Source organism: Halomonas sp. OfavH-34-E (assembly GCF_024124525.1).
Classification (GTDB): domain Bacteria; phylum Pseudomonadota; class Gammaproteobacteria; order Pseudomonadales; family Halomonadaceae; genus Halomonas; species Halomonas litopenaei.
Map to the genome: position 1 here is coordinate 18,246 of NZ_JAMXRY010000003.1, position 17,991 is coordinate 36,236.

The 17,991-nt window shown below is 65.6% G+C and carries 23 protein-coding genes; all 23 read left to right on the top strand.

The window, feature by feature from the left end:
• Positions 1–82 precede the first annotated feature (82 nt).
• The 23 genes from NH448_RS01960 to NH448_RS02070 all read left to right on the top strand — a co-directional run bounded on the left by NH448_RS01960 (position 83) and on the right by NH448_RS02070 (position 17,985).
• Entirely contained in the window at positions 83–832 is a 750-nt protein-coding gene (locus tag NH448_RS01960) for a PFL_4669 family integrating conjugative element protein (RefSeq protein WP_045994679.1), read from the top strand.
• A gap of 284 nt (positions 833–1,116) precedes the next feature.
• A complete protein-coding gene (locus NH448_RS01965; RefSeq protein ID WP_083970629.1) occupies positions 1,117–1,572 on the top strand; it encodes a DUF3158 family protein in 456 nt (151 codons plus the stop codon).
• Positions 1,573–1,590: 18 nt separating this feature from the next.
• Positions 1,591–2,022: a single-stranded DNA-binding protein gene (locus tag NH448_RS01970; protein WP_045994681.1), complete on the top strand. Its 432-nt coding sequence runs from the start codon at positions 1,591–1,593 to the stop codon at positions 2,020–2,022.
• 47 nt (positions 2,023–2,069) lie between these two features.
• Positions 2,070–2,294, top strand: coding sequence for a hypothetical protein (locus NH448_RS01975; RefSeq protein ID WP_045994682.1), 225 nt, complete (start codon positions 2,070–2,072; stop codon positions 2,292–2,294).
• A gap of 102 nt (positions 2,295–2,396) precedes the next feature.
• Positions 2,397–4,289 (top strand): DNA topoisomerase III, encoded by a 1,893-nt coding sequence (locus NH448_RS01980; protein ID WP_045994683.1) that lies wholly within the window; start codon positions 2,397–2,399, stop codon positions 4,287–4,289.
• A gap of 811 nt (positions 4,290–5,100) precedes the next feature.
• Positions 5,101–5,376 carry a hypothetical protein gene (locus NH448_RS01985; RefSeq protein ID WP_045994684.1) on the top strand — a complete coding sequence of 92 codons (276 nt, stop codon included), beginning with the start codon at positions 5,101–5,103 and terminating at the stop codon, positions 5,374–5,376.
• 105 nt (positions 5,377–5,481) lie between these two features.
• The gene (locus NH448_RS01990) at positions 5,482–6,015 is read left to right on the top strand and encodes an STY4534 family ICE replication protein (RefSeq protein ID WP_045994685.1); all 534 of its coding nucleotides are present in this window, start codon (positions 5,482–5,484) and stop codon (positions 6,013–6,015) included.
• Between the two features lie 88 nt (positions 6,016–6,103).
• Complete coding sequence (locus NH448_RS01995) at positions 6,104–6,643, top strand: hypothetical protein (RefSeq protein ID WP_162197846.1); 540 nt, start codon at positions 6,104–6,106, stop codon at positions 6,641–6,643.
• 141 nt (positions 6,644–6,784) lie between these two features.
• Positions 6,785–7,426, top strand: coding sequence for a PilL N-terminal domain-containing protein (locus tag NH448_RS02000; RefSeq protein WP_045994687.1), 642 nt, complete (start codon positions 6,785–6,787; stop codon positions 7,424–7,426).
• On the top strand, positions 7,419–8,171 hold the full coding sequence (locus NH448_RS02005) for a hypothetical protein (RefSeq protein ID WP_045994688.1): 753 nt from the start codon (positions 7,419–7,421) through the stop codon (positions 8,169–8,171). Before NH448_RS02000 ends, NH448_RS02005 begins: the two co-directional genes overlap by 8 nt.
• 70 nt (positions 8,172–8,241) lie before the next feature.
• Positions 8,242–8,940, top strand: coding sequence for a TIGR03759 family integrating conjugative element protein (locus NH448_RS02010; protein ID WP_162197847.1), 699 nt, complete (start codon positions 8,242–8,244; stop codon positions 8,938–8,940).
• 10 nt (positions 8,941–8,950) lie between these two features.
• Positions 8,951–9,535 carry a transglycosylase SLT domain-containing protein gene (locus NH448_RS02015; RefSeq protein WP_052704514.1) on the top strand — a complete coding sequence of 195 codons (585 nt, stop codon included), beginning with the start codon at positions 8,951–8,953 and terminating at the stop codon, positions 9,533–9,535.
• Between the two features lie 273 nt (positions 9,536–9,808).
• Positions 9,809–10,285 (top strand): integrating conjugative element protein, encoded by a 477-nt coding sequence (locus NH448_RS02020; RefSeq protein ID WP_045994689.1) that lies wholly within the window; start codon positions 9,809–9,811, stop codon positions 10,283–10,285.
• Between the two features lie 9 nt (positions 10,286–10,294).
• The gene (gene traD / locus NH448_RS02025; protein ID WP_045994690.1) at positions 10,295–12,529 is read left to right on the top strand and encodes a type IV conjugative transfer system coupling protein TraD; all 2,235 of its coding nucleotides are present in this window, start codon (positions 10,295–10,297) and stop codon (positions 12,527–12,529) included.
• A complete protein-coding gene (locus NH448_RS02030; RefSeq protein ID WP_045994691.1) occupies positions 12,498–12,788 on the top strand; it encodes a hypothetical protein in 291 nt (96 codons plus the stop codon). Before traD ends, NH448_RS02030 begins: the two co-directional genes overlap by 32 nt.
• Position 12,789: 1 nt before the next feature.
• A complete protein-coding gene (locus NH448_RS02035; RefSeq protein ID WP_045994692.1) occupies positions 12,790–13,482 on the top strand; it encodes a TIGR03747 family integrating conjugative element membrane protein in 693 nt (230 codons plus the stop codon).
• Between the two features lie 180 nt (positions 13,483–13,662).
• Positions 13,663–14,016 (top strand): RAQPRD family integrative conjugative element protein, encoded by a 354-nt coding sequence (locus NH448_RS02040; RefSeq protein WP_052704515.1) that lies wholly within the window; start codon positions 13,663–13,665, stop codon positions 14,014–14,016.
• Entirely contained in the window at positions 14,016–14,231 is a 216-nt protein-coding gene (locus NH448_RS02045) for a TIGR03758 family integrating conjugative element protein (RefSeq protein ID WP_045994693.1), read from the top strand. Before NH448_RS02040 ends, NH448_RS02045 begins: the two co-directional genes overlap by 1 nt.
• A gap of 59 nt (positions 14,232–14,290) precedes the next feature.
• On the top strand, positions 14,291–14,650 hold the full coding sequence (locus NH448_RS02050) for a TIGR03745 family integrating conjugative element membrane protein (RefSeq protein WP_071211154.1): 360 nt from the start codon (positions 14,291–14,293) through the stop codon (positions 14,648–14,650).
• Entirely contained in the window at positions 14,650–15,033 is a 384-nt protein-coding gene (locus NH448_RS02055; RefSeq protein ID WP_253028366.1) for a TIGR03750 family conjugal transfer protein, read from the top strand. The genes NH448_RS02050 and NH448_RS02055 overlap by 1 nt, the downstream gene beginning before the upstream one ends.
• Positions 15,030–15,677, top strand: a complete 648-nt coding sequence (locus NH448_RS02060) for a PFL_4703 family integrating conjugative element protein (RefSeq protein ID WP_253028367.1) — start codon at positions 15,030–15,032, stop codon at positions 15,675–15,677. The genes NH448_RS02055 and NH448_RS02060 overlap by 4 nt, the downstream gene beginning before the upstream one ends.
• The gene (locus NH448_RS02065; RefSeq protein WP_045994696.1) at positions 15,674–16,546 is read left to right on the top strand and encodes a TIGR03749 family integrating conjugative element protein; all 873 of its coding nucleotides are present in this window, start codon (positions 15,674–15,676) and stop codon (positions 16,544–16,546) included. The genes NH448_RS02060 and NH448_RS02065 overlap by 4 nt, the downstream gene beginning before the upstream one ends.
• A gap of 2 nt (positions 16,547–16,548) precedes the next feature.
• Entirely contained in the window at positions 16,549–17,985 is a 1,437-nt protein-coding gene (locus tag NH448_RS02070; RefSeq protein WP_204249004.1) for a TIGR03752 family integrating conjugative element protein, read from the top strand.
• The last annotated feature ends 6 nt before the right edge of the window (positions 17,986–17,991 follow it).

Genomic DNA, 17,991 nt, shown 5'->3' on the forward strand with positions numbered 1-17,991 from the left:
CGATTCCCCTGTCTTCCCCGCATCAACTGATTGACAGTGCCTGCCGTACCGCGGACACACATCAGCATGAGGGCAACGCGATATGGCCGTTGATCGCCTGGGAGCACTGCGCAGCAAGATCGAGCTGACGCTACACACCCATCACGCAGCACGGGTCTGGAAGGGGCGAGGCGTCGAGACAGGGCGTCCGCAGATTATCGGCATGCGGCAGTTTCTGCTGATCTGCGGCGCGATCAAACAGAACGCCGCCAAGGATGACCCCTACGCGGATCACTGGCTGCTTCAGCTGGATGCCAAGCTCGCCGAAACGCGAACTCAGCTGGACCAGCGTCTCCATGAGCTGGATAACCTGCTGGCTCAGCTGCCGCCAGAGCTGGACGTGGAAGAGAATCTCAACCAGCAGCCCCTCAAGATTCCCGTCTATACGGGCGGCCAACACGGCTGGCTCGCTCTGCGCCTGCTGATCGACTTCGACCGCTTCGTCAGGCGCGTCATGCTTGCTCACCATATCGCCCTGATTGGCCGGCGTCAGATGGAGGAATACGTCCGGGTGGGTGGTCACCTCCTGCGCAGCCTGTGCGCGAGCACCCAGAAGTACCCCGGCTTCAGCGGTGCCACCCGGGACGACTTTGCCGCCAACAATGCCAAGGCTCGAGACGCCATCGAGAAGTTCGGCGCACTCCCTGACGATGTGCTCTCCGGCAAGCGGCGCAGCGAGTTTGCTCCGCCAATTGCCAAGCCGGCCGAGGCCGGAAGGGCCGGCAGCGACGGCGAGTCGAAAGGAGACTCACCGCCTTCCGCTGGGGAGCCAGGAGACGCTCCCTCGACGTGATTCCACTGGAATCACTTGATCGGCGGTGCCGGAGAGAGCTCCGAGGGTGATTCCAGTGGAATCACCTGGGCTGTGGTGCCGAGGAGGCCTCTGGTGTGATGCCAGTGGCATCACTTGGACGGCGGTGCCGGAGGGGGCTCCGGGGGTGATTCCAGTGGAATCACCTGGGCGGCGGTGCTGAAGAGGTCTTCGAGGTGATTCCAGTGGAATCACTTGATCGGCGGTGCCGAGGAGGTCTTCGAGGTGATTCCAGTGGAATCACGGCAAGTGCATGAGGGGGCAGCTTGGATACCGCATCGAATAGCTATGGCAACGACGCATTCAACAGCTACGCAAAGGGTTTTTTAAAACCCTTTAAGGGTAAGGGGGAGCTGATTCGGCTCCGCGATGAGTTGGAGGAGTCGGCAAGGGCGGCGCGGCAAGAGGCGATCGATATAGCCTCGCAGGCGAATGGGGGGTTGCTGAAGTCGACCGACCTCTGGCTGACCCCATGGGGTAAATCAGGCGTTCCTGCCAGAACGCTGCAGTGGCGCGATAACAGGCAGAGGAGCATGGGGCTGTGGCTGCTGGAAACGTTCCTGTCTCGCGACGACATATCCGAGGCGATGCGGCAGCCCGTCATCGATCTCGAGGTGCAGCGCTGCGTGTTCAATGCCAAGGCGGCCACGATCAACTGGTCGATCAAGCGAATCGGCAAGGCGCTGGCCGATATCGAGCATGCCGTCTCATTTCAGCGATAACGACCAAGGAGGAGACCCATGGGCACACGCTTCTACGGTGAGGGAAATATCGGCAGCGATCCGGAGGTGCGGACCTTCCCCGTGCGTGACAACCAGCCGCCCCGCACGCTGCTCAGGCTCAATGTGCGGTTCGATAACCTGGTCCCCAAGGATGGAGAGGTCGTGGACCGGGGAGGCTTCTGGGCCGATGTGGAGTGGTGGCACCGGGACGCCGAGCGCTGGTCGCGACTGTACCAGCGGGGCATGCGGGTAGTGGTGGTAGGAAAGATGGTCCAGGACAGCTGGGAGCAGAACGGCGAGACGCGAACGGCGTTCAAGGTGCAGGCGGACCGGGTCGCTATCTTACCTCACCGGGTGGGTCAGGTAATCATGGATACACCCCATAGCCATCAGCAGCCGGCTGAGCAGTATGCCAGCGGCCCGGGAGCCAGCCAGGAAGGCTACGCCTAGTAGCGTTTCCGCATGGCGCTCCGTTAGCGCAGACAGGAGGGCTCTCGGTGACATCGCCAGCGCTGAGAAAAGAGCGGATCGGCATTGGCCACGCGGCGCAGCTGCTGGGCGTTCGTGTGACCGAGCTCAAGGATGCCCTTCGGTATGGCCGCGATCTTCGCGGCCATGCGCCACCCCAGCCCATTGCCAGAGGCGCCGGCTCGTCCGGCACCCAGATGCTGTTTCTCCTGGGCGACGTGATGGACGTTGCCGAGCTGATGGCCAACCCATAAAGACGACGGTGCAAAGCCGTTTCGCTGTCGTTCCCATTCTTGCTTCGCTCCCTCCCACTGCCTTGCCATGCTGCCCTCCACGCTTATGAGGGAGGTGTGTCAATGCGTCTATTCCTGTGCGAGAAGCCTTCGCAGGCCCGAGATATTGCCCGCGTGATCGGTGCCGGCCAGCGCAGTGAGGGCTTCCTGAAGGGCGAGGGGTGTGTGGTGACCTGGGGGTTCGGCCACCTGCTCGAACAGGCCCCGCCGGAGCAGTACGACCCGGCGCTCAAGCGCTGGTCGCTGGAGATGCTGCCGATTCTGCCTTCGACCTGGAAGATGGAGATCAAGAAGAGCGGCCGCAAGCAGTTCGGGGTGGTGAAGAAACTGCTGGGTCAGGCGACCGAGGTGGTGGTGGCTACCGACGCCGACCGGGAAGGGGAAGCCATCGCCCGTGAGCTGCTGGATTACTGCGGCTATCGGGGGAGGGTCACCCGCCTGTGGCTCTCGGCCCTGGACGACGCCTCGATCCGCAAGGCGCTGGCCGGCATCAGGCCCGGCGAGGCGACCTACCCGCTATACCTGGCTGGGCTTGGGCGTAGCCGGGCCGATTGGCTGGTCGGGATGAATCTGACCCGGGCCTACACGGTGCTGGCCCAGCGACAGGGGCATCAGGGGGTGCTCTCAGTGGGACGTGTGCAGACCCCCGCGCTGCGGCTGGTCGTGGATCGCGACAGGGAGATTGCCAACTTCGTCCCCCAGCCCTTCTGGGAAGTCGTGGCGCATCTGCAGGCGTCGAGTGGTACCTTCCAGGCGAAGTGGCGGCCGGGTGATGCCTCGATCCAGGATGCCGCTGGGCGCTGTATCAGCGAGGAAGCCGCTCGGTCGCTGGCTCAGCGAATCACCGGGCAGCAGGGGCGTGTCAGCCACCTCGAGACGAGCCGTAAGAAAGAGGCGGCGCCACTGGTGATGGATCTCTCATCGCTGCAGCAGGAGGCATCGCGCCGCTTTGGTTATGGTGCCCAGCAGGTACTGGACATCGCCCAGGCGCTCTACGAAGTCCACAAGGCGACCAGCTACCCCCGCACTGACTGCCGGTATCTGCCGGAGTCGCAGTGCGATGATGCCGAGCGCATCGTGACGATGCTGCTGCACTCGGATGAGGCGCTGTCACCGCTTCGCCAGCGCCTGGACACGAGCCGCAAGAGCCGTGTCTGGAACGACAGCAAGATTACCGCACACCACGGCATCATCCCGACCGCGACCTGCGACCTGGCCAAGTTGAGCGATGACGAGCGCAACGTCTACGACCTGATTCGTCGCCACTACCTGGCCCAGTTTCTGCCAGCCCACGAGTATGACCAGACCGAAGTGCGGGTAGACCTGGAGGGCGAAGCGTTCGTGGCCTCAGGGCGGCAGGTGCGTGAGGAAGGGTGGCGCGCACTCTTTCCCCGGGCGGCGGCTGGAGAGGGCGACGAGGAGGAGTGGGAAGCGACTCCGCTACCGCCGCTAAGCGAGGGCGAATCCTGCCAGGCTAAGCAGCTTGAAGTGCTGGCCAAACAAACGACACCCCCCAAGCCCTTCACCGAGGGCACCCTGATCGCCGCCATGAAGCATGCCGCCCGGTTCGTGACAGACGAGCGCCTGAAGGCTCGCCTCAAGGAGACGGCCAGGATCGGTACCGAAGCAACCCGGGCCGGCATCATCGAGACGCTGCTGAAGCGGGGCTTCATCAAGCGGCAGAAGCGCGCCCTGGTCTCGACGCCGACCGGCCAGCAGCTAATCGATGTGCTTCCTTCTGTCATCACCAATCCCGGCATGACAGCGCTCTGGGAGCAGGCGTTGGATGATGTTGCGGCAGGGCGGCTGGAACTGCATGACTTTATGGCACGTCAGGCCGGCATGGTGGAGAAGCTGGTGCAGCATGCGCGGGAGTCCACGGTGACGATGCCTCAGTCGAAGAGCAAGACGCCAGGAAAAGATGCCGGCAGCCGGCGCAAGGCGCCATCATCTTGACCCTAGGAGGGGTAGGCTCAATAATGAGAGCCGTACCCCGTTGGTTGCTGACGGTCATCACGCAACGCCCTTTGAGCGCCAACGCTCAATCCCCCAAAGTATTCGCACCTCGCGAGACGAATACGCCCCATCCCGCCTATACGGCTCACACTGCATCATCAACAGTCGGGGTTCGAGGTTCATTAGTCCCAGGCCAGCTTGGTTGGTTGGCCACCTGTCTCATACGACGACCGGCCTGCCGGCTACCTTGACCCAGGGTAGCCGGCAGGCCGGTTGACGTTTCCGGACTGGAAACGCCTGCCCTTCTGCGGAGCCCGCCGCATCACCAACGGGAGCCCTTTGTACAGGGATCTGTGCTTGATCGACCGAATGCGTCCGCGAAGAGATTCGGGTGCCACCGTGAGCGAAGCATGGCAACGGGGACATGCCTTGGCTCCAATTGCATGGCGGACATCCTGGTACTTGTCGATACGGCGACGACCCTGTTGATGCCCTCTATGGTCTTCAATCCCAAGACGTGGCGTGCCGCGTCTTGCGAGTGGGGATATCGAGGAGACGCTGCCGAAGGAGTGAGCAGCCTCCCAGTGGGCAAGTGCCGCCGCTGGCGGCCCGGTGGTCTCGACCGGCTCCAACCGAGACACCCCAGGCACCCAGGCGTTTCAAGGGTGCGCCGCTTGGCGGTATGCCGCCTCCCAAGGCCTCGCGCATCCCGAGACGAGGCCGCCCATCAGGGCTGGATGCCACTGTTACCACCCATTCGGGGAGATGCCTCCCCAGGGGGCGGACCCCCTGGAACCTGGAGGAATGCCCCATGGCCACGATTGTCGACGACCATGTCATGGTCTGTGAGGACTGCCTGATGATCATCGCCAATGACGATGCTACCGGGCTGGATCACTTCCTGGATGAGGAGAGCGCTGCCGCCCGCGAAAGGGAGGTGCGTGAGTCCATCTACGCAGTGCAGCGTGACGGGAACACCCTCGTCGTCGGCGATAGCGAGCACGACGAAGCATTCTCGACATCATCCTGCGACTGCTGCCACACCCACCTGGCGGGCGCTCGGCACCACTGCGTGCTGATGGGCTGAGCCAGCGTCTGAATCCACCCTTTGCCCACCCGGGAAACCACTCGACTTCCCGCAGGGGGCGAGTGTCTCCCGGGTGCAAACTGCAACCCACCGAGGAGACACGCTATGACGGTCACCACTCACCCGAGTGCCAATACTGGCTTCTTCGACCTGCATATCACCGGCCTTGGCTACCTCAATCGAATCCGTGAGGTGAAGCCGAAGCGCGGAGACGCGTTCTGGGCCTGCGATATCGCGGCCCTGAATGGCCCCGCAGACGATGTGGGCTACACCCGCTTCGACTGCCGGATCAGCGGCCGCGATGCCGAAGCGCTCGTCAAACGCTGCCGTCAGGCGGTGTACCAGGGCCGCAAGGTGCTGGTGGGCTTCAAGCTGGGCGACCTCTGGACAGACACCTTCGTCTACTCCAAGGGGGACAAGGCCGGCCAGACCGGCGTCAGTCTCAAGGCGCGCCTGCTGTTCATCAGCTGGATCAAGGTAAACGGCGAGATGGTTTACCAGGCGCACCGCCGCGACGAGCAGGGTGCCGGCAACGACAGATCCGCTGCCTCAGCGGAGCCGTCTGAAGCCGGCAATGGCTACGCCGCTGCCCACGCGGGAGAAGCGGCCGGCTCCTTCGATTCGCCGGCCATGCACTGATCCACAGCGTTTCCATTCAACCACCCAGCCGGGGAAACGCCTCCCAGCTGGGAAGGTTCTCCCCGGCGTTGCCATGAACGGGAGAACCATGATGGAACACTTTGTCCCCAACCCCTATGCGGTCGAAGGTGCGCTGATTCGGGAGGCGGTGCTGCGCGAGCAGTTTCGTCTCACGGTACACGGCACGCGCTGGGAGTATGACGACACCGAGCCCTCGGATCCCTGGTTCGAGGTGACGACGGTTATCGACGCTGGCAGCTTTGCGACGGTCACCGAGATCGTTCATGCAGAGCCCGACCTTCTGGCGCATATCGGCCCGGAGGTCATGCTGTCTCATGCCGAGGTGCGAGACCGGTATGGGCGCCTTGTGGCAGCAGCACGCTTTACGGCGGGTGCCTTCGCGTGGCTCATGCCGCCCACCGTTCAGGAAGCGTCTGCGCTACGCGAGCGCGAGCAGGCACTGGAGCAGCGGGCCAGGGAGGAGATTACCTTGGCAGACAACGTCAGCGCAGCGCGCTGGCTTCGCGAGCAGGCAGCAGGCCTGCGGCTGCAGCTGGCTTTGGACCACTACTATCGACCCTATGTGCGCCGAGAGCTCGAGGCGCTCAGCGTCATGCCAAGGCACTGACGATGCCCAACCCGCGAAGAACGCCCCACCCCGGGGCGTTTTTCCTTTCCCCGCCTGATTACGCTTTCCAATCGACCCGCCCCCGCAAACCCGAGAACCTCCTGCCTCAACACCATTGAATGGACTCCCTTGAGGCAACTCATGCTCAACCTTCCCACCCTCTCGACCGCTGCGCTGATCGCCACCACGCTGCTGGCGGGTTGTGCTCATCAGTCTCAACAGACTCCCGAGCCCTCGAATGCCGACCCTCTGGTGCTCTCGCTGCCGTACTTCGACGTAGACGGCGAGCGGCATCGGGCCGTGGTCACCGGCCCCAATCCGCCGACGACCGAGGCCGTGACCCCGGACATCTACAGCGACGAGTTGCCCTCCGTCGAGGTGATTCGCACTGGGCGTTACCAGTTGGTGGCCACTCAGGCCTCGCTGGGTCAGCGCTACCTCCTGGAGCAGACCATCGATGTGCGCATTCCGGCATCCATGATCACCACAGTGGAGGACGCGCTGCATCACACCCTGCGCCATACCGGCTATTCGCTCTGCCCCGCACCCGGTCCCGCCCAGCGCACCCTATACCGCAAGCCGCTGCCGGCAGCCCACTACCGGCTGGGGCCCATGCCGCTCCGCGAAGCCCTGCAGGTGCTGGGCGGAGATGCCTGGGAGCTGGAGGTCGACCCGGTGGCAAGAGAGGTCTGCTACCAGGTGCGAGATATTCGCTATGTGCCTGACCACGACAACAGCCGTGACGAGAGCGCTGCAGCGGTGGCGGAGGTGAGCGATGCGTGAGCCCACCGAGCTGTCGCCCGACCAGAAGCAGGCAGAGCCGCAGCATCGCCGCAAGCGCGGGGCAGGGAAGGGCGGCAGGAAGGCCCTCTACGGCCTGCTGGCGGTCAGCCTGGCCGGCGCCGTGGTGTCAGGGGCGCTGCTGTTGAGGCCGGTGCCCGAGGAGGTGCCGATGGAGTCCCTGGTGCAGTCCCAGGTGCAGCAGGCCGTGATGCCCCTGGAGGAGACGCTTGCCCGAGTGGAATCACAGCAGGCGGCGCTGGAGCAGCGCCTGACGAAGCTGGATCAGCGTCTCGAACGGGCCGAGCAGCGCGTGCAGGAAAGTGCTTCCGGCATCACGGCCACGCAAGCGCAGCTGGAGCAGCTTGAGCCACGCATGGCCGGGCTGGCGGAGGACCTTAACCGCCTGGATAGCGGGCTCAACCTGCGCGTCACCGCTCAGAACGAGCAGATCCTGGCGCTGGAGGAGCGCCTCGAGCAGAGCCGGCAGACGGCGCCACGTCCGGCTCCTGCCCGCCAGACGCGGCGGCCGGTGGCCCCGCCGTCTCCCCGGTTTCAGGTCACCGGCGCCGAGTCTCGTGGTGGTCGTCCCTACGTGGGTGTTTCTCCCAACGGCCTGTCGAGCCTGCGTGACGTCCATCTGCTGGGTGTCGGGGATCGCCAGGATGGCTGGGAACTGACGGCGATTCGTGGCACCCATGCCGTCTTCAGTCGCAACGGCCGTTCGGTCGACGTCCAGATTCCCTGATGCCACCGGAGATCTCGCGATGATCACCTCGAAACCTGCTGTCCTGCCGGTTGTGACAATGGCCCTTGCCATGACGCTGCTGGGAACCCTGGCCAATGCCCAGCCCACCCCGGAGAGCCGCTCTGACGCCTCTGACGTAATGCATGAGGCCCTGCAGCGGCTCGAGAGCGAGCGCACCCGCACGCGCACCGAGCAGGCCGAGGCCTGGCAACTGACCGAGCGCGACTGGGAGCGCTATGAGTCCCTGATGGAGGGGCCACGAGGGATCTGGTCGCCCAACCTCGACCCGATCACCGCCCTTGGCGTCGAGGCGCGCACCGCCGAGGAGCGTCGCCGCTATGCTGAATTGCTGGTGGAGGTGGAGCGCGCCCGCACCGAGCGTGAGCTGGCGTTCCAGCGGGCCTATGACGCGGCCTGGCAGCGCCTCTACCCCAACGAGATGCCGGTGGATGAGTTCACGCTTAGGCCACGCAATGCCTTCAATTTCACCGACGAGGGCGCGCTGCAGGCGCGCTTGACGGTGCACGTGGCAGTGAACGGCTGCGAGCGTTGTGACAGCACCGTCCGCGAGCTGTTGGCCCAGGGCACCCAGATGGACATCTTCGTGCTCGACAGTGACGGAGACGATTCGGTGATACGTGACTGGGCGCGACGTGTGGGGGTGCCGGCCGACCGCGTGCGCGCACGAGACATTACCCTGAATCACGGCCAGTCGGACCCCGAGCGTGGCATCGCCGTGGGGTCGCTGCCTCAGGTCTACCCGAGATGAGGGCGACGATATGGGGCTGAAAGCGTATCGGCGCCTGGTGATGGGCTGTGCCGTCGGCTGCAGCCTGGCGGCGTTGTCATCGCTGGCGAATGCCACCGCGGTACCGCCGGCCTACTTCGACGCCGCAAGCCTGCACCAGGTCCCACCAGAAGTGCTCTATGCGGTAGCCACGGCCGAGTCGGCGGTCAGCCTGAAGGTGGGGCACCGGCCTTGGCCCTGGACCCTGAACGTGGCAGGGGAGGGCTTCCACTTCGCGACCCGCCAGGCGGCCTGCGACGCCTTGCTGCTGGCTCTTGAGGAGACCCGCCTCGTGGACGTGGGCATCGCCCAGCTCAATGTTCGCTGGCAGCCGCAGCTGTTCGGTGCTGGTAAACGCTTCGCGCAACCCTGCGATGCCTTGAATCCCTACGCCAACCTGGAGGAGGCGGCACGCCTGCTGCGTGGCCACTTTGATGCCGCCGGCGACTGGGTGCAGGCGGCCGGACGCTATCACCGTCCCGCCGGGGGTGAGCCGGCGGCCCGCTATCGCCGCCTCGTGGCCGCCGAGCTCGAGCGGTTGAAGGCGTCTCGCCAGCGGCAGCTGGCGGCCAACTAAGGGAGGTTCCACCGATGATTCACTCTGCCCCCTATCGCTGCCCTTACTGCGGGGCACCGGCATGGAGAGAGCCCCGCGAGATCGAGCCCCCGATGGACTACTGCCATGGTGATGCCCATGGCTCCCGGGAGGAGTACCTAGAGGAGTGCTATGAGGATGCGTTTGGAGGGGACGCTGATGGTGACGTGTGATCACTGCCGCAGGGCGTTAGCCGCCCTGGTTGGGCTCGTCGGGGGGCTTGCCGGGAGTGTCCAGGCCGAGACGCTGCCCCGAATGCCACTCACCGATCGGCCTGCTCTGGAAGTGCTCGCCGATCATGGTGGAGAGCCGGCACGCCCCTACTTCGTCGCCATCGGGATGGCCGGCGTGGCGGAGGAGCAGGGCTATGCGCCTGATTCGCGCGCACCGGTGGCATTCAGCGAGGCGGATATGCTGCCGGTGACCAGTGAGCGGCTGTCGCCCGGCGAGGTGCACTTTCGCCCGCTCGAGCTCCCGGGCCGCATGACGCCCTTCTTCCTGGTCGGGGACGACCCGCTATCGCTGCGCTGGCTGGAGGCCCGCGGAGAGATCCTGCGCGAGCTTAACGCCGTGGGGCTGGTCGTCGAGGTGGCCACACCCGAGGGGCTTGAGCGCCTGCGCGAGGCGGTGCCGGGGCTCGAGCTGCGCCCCACACCGGGGGACGACCTGGCCGGTCGGCTGGGCCTTGCCCACTACCCGGTGCTGGTGACGGCTCAGGGGCTGGAGCAGTAGGAGCGAGCGATGAGCCAGTCACACCCTCTGGAAGCGCTGCTGCGCCCTGCGGTAGAGCTCAACACTGCCTTGGTCTGTGTAGCCTGTGCGGTGCTCTGCATTATGGCGCCCTGGTCACTGGCCTTGTCACCCAGCGTGGGCTACGGCATGGCGGCGGGTTTTGCTGCCTTCGGGGTGTGGCGTGCCCGACAGGCCTGGGTGGTGCTGCGCTACCGCCGCAACATGAAGCGCCTGCCGCGCTTTGCGTTGCGCAGCCGGCAGATTCCGGTCAGTCAGCGGCTGCTGTGGATGGGCAAGGGCTTCAAGTGGGAGGCGCGCCACACCCAGCGGTTGCATGAGAGCCAGCAGCCTCATGTGCAGCGCTATCTGCGCCCGGGGCCTGCCTACCGCGTGGCCCGAGGGCTGGAGAACCTGCTGGAGCGCCATGCTGTCGGCCGGCCGCTGGTGAAGCTGCTCGCCGCGGACGTGCCCTGGAACCCGCTGCGCCCGCTGCCGCCGGTAGGCGGCATGGCGGCACTGCATGCCGTGGAGTGGAGGGAGCGCGATGTCTACCTGCCCTTGGGGGAGCGGGTGGGTCACACCCTGGTGGAGGGCACCACCCGGGTCGGCAAGACCCGGCTCGCCGAGATCCTGATCACCCAGGACATCCATCGCGGCGACGTGGTGATCGCCTTCGACCCCAAGGGCGACGCCGACCTGATGATCCGCATGTATGCCGAGGCACAGCGCGCAGGTCGCGGCGACGAGTTCTACGTCTTCCACCTGGGCTGGCCGGATATCTCGGCGCGCTATAACGCCGTGGGGCGCTTCGGGCGCATCTCCGAGGTGGCGACCCGGCTCGCCGGCCAGCTCTCAGGAGAGGGCAACAGTGCCGCCTTCCGCGAGTTCGCCTGGCGCTTCGTCAACATCGTGGCCCGGGCCCGTCATGCCCTGGGGCAGCGCCCCACTTACGAGCAGATCCTCTCGGACGTGGTGAACATCGACGGCCTGATGATCGAGTACGCCCAGCAGACCCTGACCCGCCACGACCAGCACGCCTGGGAGCGCATTACCACCATCGAGGGCAAGCTCAACGACAAGAACATCCCTCGCCAGTTTCAGGGCCGCGACAAGCGGGTGGTGGCCATCGAGCAGTACCTGCAGCAGGTCAAGGTGGTGGACGCCGTGCTCGAGGGGCTACGCAGCGCCGTGCGCTACGACAAGACCTACTTTGACAAGATCGTGGCGAGCCTGCTGCCGCTGCTGGAGAAGCTGACCACCGGGCGCATCGCCGAGCTGCTCTCGCCGGACTACGACGACATCGAAGACCCCCGGCCGATCATCGACTGGCAGCAGATCATCCGCAAACGCGGCATCGTCTACGTGGGCCTGGATGCCATGTCTGATTTCGAGGTGGCCCAGGCAGTGGGCAACTCCATGTTCGCTGACCTGGTCTCGGTGGCCGGCCATATCTACAAGCACGGCATCGATGACGGTCTGCCGGCGGTAAACGGCAAGCGCATGGGCAAGGTGCCGATCAACCTGCACTGCGACGAGTTCAACGAGCTGATGGGTGACGAGTTCATCCCGCTCATCAACAAGGGGGGCGGCGCCGGCATCCAGGTCACCGCCTACACCCAGACCCTCTCCGACATCGAGGCGCGCATCGGCAATGCGGCTAAGGCTGGTCAGGTGGTGGGCAACTTCAACAACTTGGTGATGCTGCGAGTTCGCGAGGAGAGGACCGCCGAGCTGCTGACTCGGCAGCTGCGCCAGGTCAACGTGGCCACCCGCATGCTGGTCAGCATGGCCTCCGACTCCAGCGATATCGCCAACGACATCGACTTCACCAGCAGTGGTGGCGACCGCATCAGTACCGTGCAGGTGCCGATGATCGAGCCGGCCGACGTGGTCTCGCTGCCGAAGGGGCAGGCCTTCGCCCTGCTCGAAGGGGGCCAGCTCTGGAAGGTCCGCATGCCGCTACCGCTACCCGATAAGGATGAGGACATTCCCGGCAGCATCGCCGAGCTCGCCGAACGTATGAAGCGCGATTACACCACCGGCGAGCAGTGGTGGACGGCGGTCATGCCGCCGCCGGTGAACCTGGAGCTGAGCGATCTGGGGGCCGAGTTCGCCGTCATGGGTAATGACGTCTCGGCGCGGCAGCCAGGTGCCATGGCGGCATCACCGCTGGAGGCAGCAGGGTCGCCGGATCAAGCAATGGAGAATCGTGATGAACCTCGAGACAGCGCCCGTGACGGGTGACGCGGCGGCAACTGCCATCGTTTCCAGCGTCGCCCTGGAGAGTGGTTCCCTGAGTGAGCTGCCTCAGGCCCTGTTCGGATTGCTCGACTACGTGGTCATCGGTATCGATCGCGTCGAGTTGACCCAGCGCGCCTATCGCAAGGGGCTCTCGCCAGTGTGGGAGCAGGGCGAACACCCCCATGAGGGGCGGCTGATCCTGCATTACCACGATCGCCGCTGGTCGCTGCTTTGCTCGCTGACCCCGGTAAGGGTGCACTGAGATGGCCACGGCGGAACGCGCCCAGGAGACTCGGCGAGGTTGGCTCACTACGCTGTTTGGCCTGCCGTTTCAGATCATGGCGGTGCTGGTGGTGTCCCTGCTGATGTCGGTGTTGGTCGAGTGGGCGGGGATCCACTGGCAGTGGTGGAGCCAGCCCGGGGCCCAGCATGCCCTGGAGACCCTGGAAGCCGAGGTCTCCCGGCTGGATACCACCTTCACACGCTCGTTGCTGGTCTCGGATCCGGTCGCCCTGGCGACCCGAGCCGTCACCAGCGCCCACGAATGGCTGTTCGTGAAGAGCGGGGTGTCGGCTTGGCTCGCGACCAGCGCCCATCAGGGTGGCTGGCTCGGCACCCTGCATGTCTACGTACAGGCGGCGCTCTACGTCACGCTGATGACCCTGACCCGGGTGGTCATCCTGCTGCTGACGTCGCCGCTCTTCGCCCTGGCGGCCCTGGTCGGCTTCGTCGACGGTCTGGTGCGTCGTGACCTGCGCCGCTTCGGCGCCGGACGCGAGTCCGCCTTCATCTACCACCATGCCAAGCGGGCCATCACTCCGGTCTTCGTGGTGGGCTGGTTGCTCTACCTGAGCGTGCCCTTCGCCATTCACCCCAACGCCTTCCTGCTGCCCTGCGCGGCCCTCTTTGGTCTGCTGGTCAGCATCGCCACGGGTAGCTTCAAGAAGTATCTCTGAAGCCTCGAAGCGGAGGTGTCGCCGCTGGCCGGAGCCTGTACGGCTCCGGCACTTGTGTCCCTATCCGGTTGAGCCGGCACAGATAAACGTGGTGTGCGGCGCTTATGGTTTCCTGCTGCGCTGCAGCTTGGTGGGCGACAGGATGACGGCAATCCCAGCCAATGGAGGGACTGTCTCGCCATGTCGTTTTGCCGCTTCCCCCGGGCCCTGTCGCCCCTGCTCCTGACGCTGCTGACGACTCAGGTCGGTGCTGCCCATGCCGCCGAGCGCGACGGCGTTCGCGATGAGATCGCCCGCCAGGACCTGGCCCTGATCCAGGATCAGCTGGCTCAGATACAGCGCATCGTGGATCGGCTCGAGAGCCGCGTGGGGGAGTTCGACCCTGAGACCACCCGTGTCTTCGTGGATGTGCCGCGCCTGCGCCGCGATATCCAGGCCGTGGACAAGGGCATCGATGACGTGCTCGCGCCTCCTCGTTTGCCACCCCGCCAGCCGGTGCCCCTCGCCGGGGACTACCTGCAGGAGCTGCGCTGATGGAGGCCTTCGCCGCCGGTGCCGGCTTCGAGGCGCCACCCCTGGGTGTCCTGGTCGCCGGGGTGGGCTGCACCGTGGTGCTGCTGTGGGCGTGCTGGAGCGCCATATCCGCATATCGAGGCTACGCCAAGGGGCGCGTCAGCGGCGATGACTTCGGCTTTGCCGCGTTGCGCGCCGTCTTCCTGGTCGTGGTGATGTTCTGGATTTTCCTCTGAGGTCACCGGCCTCGCACTCTGCGTCATTCAGCAATTCGTCACTCAAGAAGGAGCTTGTTATGACTACCGTGCGTTCACTCTTCTCTCGTGCCCGTATCCGGGGACTCGCCGCCTCGGCGACGGCGGGGCTCGTGCCGCAGGTCATGGCGCAGGGTCTGCCCACCATGGAGGCACCCTCACGTGGTGAAGGGAGTGGCCTGATCGAGACGCTGCAGAACTACCTCTACGACTTCGGCGCCCTTGGCGGTCTCATCCTGGCCACGGTGGCGTTCATCATCGTCGCCATTGCATCCATCGCCACCTTCAACGAGGCACGGGTTCGCGGCGAGTGGTCGAAGTTCGGCGTGGTGGTCGTCGTGGGGGTGGTGCTGATCGTGGCCATCATCTGGCTGGCGACCAAGGCCGCGGAGATCCTCTGATGGCAAGCCGTCTCGACTTTCTGCCGACCCGCCTGAACGCCGCGCCGGTGGTGTTTCGGGGCATGACCGGGCACGAGGTTGGGATGATGGTCCTGGGCGGTCTGGTCGTCGGCCTGCTGCCGGGTGTGATCGGCGCCTGGCTGCTGGGGGCCATCGCCATGGTGCCGACCGTGGCCTTCGCCAGCGCCGGGATGGCGCTCTACGTCGGTGGTGCCGTGATGCGGCGGCTGCGACGTGGCCGTCCCGCCGCCTGGCTCTATCGCAGCCTGCAGTTCCGTCTGGCCCGGCAGGGCATACGGCTATGGGGCGGCGAGACCCTGATCACCCACTCCGGTCCCTACTCGCGGCGCCGGATGCGGCATCAGCCAGGAGGTCGGCCATGAGTCGCTTTCGTCACGCCCTGAGCGCCCGAGATGCCCATATCACCACTCTGCGCCTGGTCATCGCGGTGCTGGCCCTGCTCTGCGCCGGCCTATGGTGGGGCTGGAAGTCCGCCCCGGAGAATCTGACCATCCACAACCCGCCTGATCTGCGCTCGGGCAGTACTCGCGCCTGGTGGGAGGTCGACCCGTCGAGCGTCTACGCCTTCGGGTTCTATGTCTGGCAGCAGATCAATCGTTGGCCCGCCGATGGCCAGGCCGATTACCGCCGCAACCTGCGGGCCTACTCCGCCTTTCTCACCCCCTCCTGTCAACGCTATCTGGCCAAGGATTACGAGGATCGCGACCGTCGTCAGGAGCTTTCCGGCAGGGTGCGCGGCATCTATGAGATTCCCGGCAGGGGCTACCGTCCCGAAGCCGTGGAGATCCTCAGTCGCGACGCCTGGGTAGTCACCCTGGATATGGCCATCGACGAGCAGTACGCCGGCACGCCGGTTCGCGATCTGTTCATTCGCTACCCACTGCGGGTGGTGAGGGCCGACGTGGATCCACAGCGCAACCCCTGGGGACTTCAGGTGGACTGCTTCGATGGCATTCCCCAGCGCCTATCGGTCCCAGAAACCGTGACGCAAGGAGGCTCCTCATGAAGCGGGTGATACTGGCGGGCTTGGCGAGTGTGTTACTCATCAGTCAGGCCATGGCAGTGGAGGTCATGCACTGGGAGCGACGCCCCCTGGAGATACCGCTGCCGGTTAATGAAGAGCGCATCGTCACCCTGGACCGCAACGTGCGCGTGGGGCTGCCGCCAGCGCTGGCCAACCCCGACGTGCTGCGCGTCCAGAGCGCCGGTGGCGTGCTCTACCTGAAGGCCTTTGACGCCTTCGAGACGCAGCGTGTGCGGGTGCAGGACGTGGAGAGCGGGGATGTGCTGCTGCTGGACCTGTCGGCCGGGGAGGGAGTGAGTAGCGAGGAGATCCTGGTGGTGGATAGCCGAAAGGCATCCCCGACCAGCGCTTCCTCGGGCAGCGGCGGGGCGAAGACGGTGTCGACCCCGCCATCGTCGGCGCAATCGCCTGGAGGTGACGCCCAACAGGCCTCCTCCACGCCGGTGCCGGTGCTGCTGACCCGGCATGCGGCCCAGTCCCTCTACGCACCGCAGCGGACCATCGAGCCCCTGCGCGGAGCGACTCGCGTGCCCATGCGGCTGCCCGAGTCGCTGAGCACCCTGCTGCCGTCACTGCCGGTGACTGCTACGCCCCTGGGCGCCTGGCGGCTCGATGGTTGGACGGTCACCGCGGTCAAGCTGGAGAACAACGATCGGCGCCGAGCCTTCGAGCTGGATCCGCGCTGGCTACAGGGAGACTTCTACTCGGCAACCTTCATGCACCCCTATCTGGCACCGCGGGGCTCCACGGAGGACACCACTACGGTCTTCCTGGTCACTCGGCGTGGCGGTCTGGACAGGGCGCTGATCCCGCTGGAGGCGCCGGAGGAGACCGAGGAGGGCACCTCATGACGCTGCGCAGCAATACCCTACTGAAGGTGCTGGTCCCGGCGCTGCTGGTGATCGTGCTGCTGATCCTGGTACGCGGCCTTAGCGGCGACAATGCCGGCACGGATGCCGAGATGGCCGAGGCAGACCCGACGCTGACCTTGAATGACGACGAGCTGAAGGCGCTCGGCATCGAGGGCGATACTCCGAGGGATACCGTGGCCACCCTGGTGGGGCACGTCCAGGCCATGCGCCGTGACCTGGAGCAGGCTCAAGCGGAAACTCAGGCGCTGCGTGATCAGAACGAGCAGCTGATGAGCCGCCACAAGGACGTGGACGGTGCCATCGACGAGGCACTGCGCCGTGAACGCGAACGGCTGCGTCAGGAGATCGCCCGGTCCAAGCCGGACAGTTCCATGCTGGGCACCTTGCAGCGTCAGTTGGACCAACTGCGCCGCCAGGTGGATGGGCAGCGTGATGATGACCTGCCCATCGGCCTGGGTCTTGAGGGAGGTAGTGGCCCTGATGGGACATCCTACTCGGGCCCTGGCTCGGAGCATGCGCTGACCTGGGTCGAGCCCCTGGATGCTCAAGAGGACGAACGTGGGCGGGGCGAGATGACCTTTCCAACCCGCTTCGGCGAAGCTGCTGGCGAGCTGAGCGAGTCGGCACAGCGTGCCACCAGCGCGGTGGAGAGCCGGGTGACGGGGCGTCCCGATGAATCCACCGTGGAGCCCGTCTACACCCTGCCGGAGAACTCCACCTTGATGGGCTCGGTGGCCATGACGGCGCTGCTGGGCCGGGTGCCGATCGATGGCACGGTCAACGACCCCTATCCGTTCAAGGTGGTGATCGGCCGCGAGAATCTCACCGCCAACGGTGTCACCTTGCCGGAGGTGGAGAGCGCCATTGTCAGCGGCACGGCCACCGGTGACTGGACCCTCTCCTGCGTGCGCGGCCAGGTCAACTCGATGACCTTCGTCTTCGAGGACGGCACCGTGCGTACCCTGCCGGCCCCTGAAGACGTCAACTCGGATGAGGGCTCAAACCGCACCACCCTCGGCTGGCTCTCCGACCCTCGGGGACTGCCTTGCATTCCTGGGGATCGCAAGACCAATGCCCAGCAGTTCCTGCTGACCAGCTTCATCCTGGGCGCTGCCGAGGCCGGGGCCGATGCCATGGCAATGAACGAGGTCACCACCAGTGTGGACAGTGGCGGAGTGGTGAGTGGCCTGACCGGCGACTCGGGCCGCTATGCCGCCAGCCAGGCCCTGGCCGGCGGTGTGTCGGACGTGCGCCAGTGGGTTCAGGAGCGTTTCGGCCAGACCTTCGACGCCGTTTACGTCCCGCCGGGGCAGCCGGTCGCCATTCATATCGAGCGTGAGCTGCCCATCGACTATGAAACCCAAGGAAGGAGGGTGCGATATGACCGCTCGAGTGCGGCCAATCTCGATCTGCCGTAGCGCCAC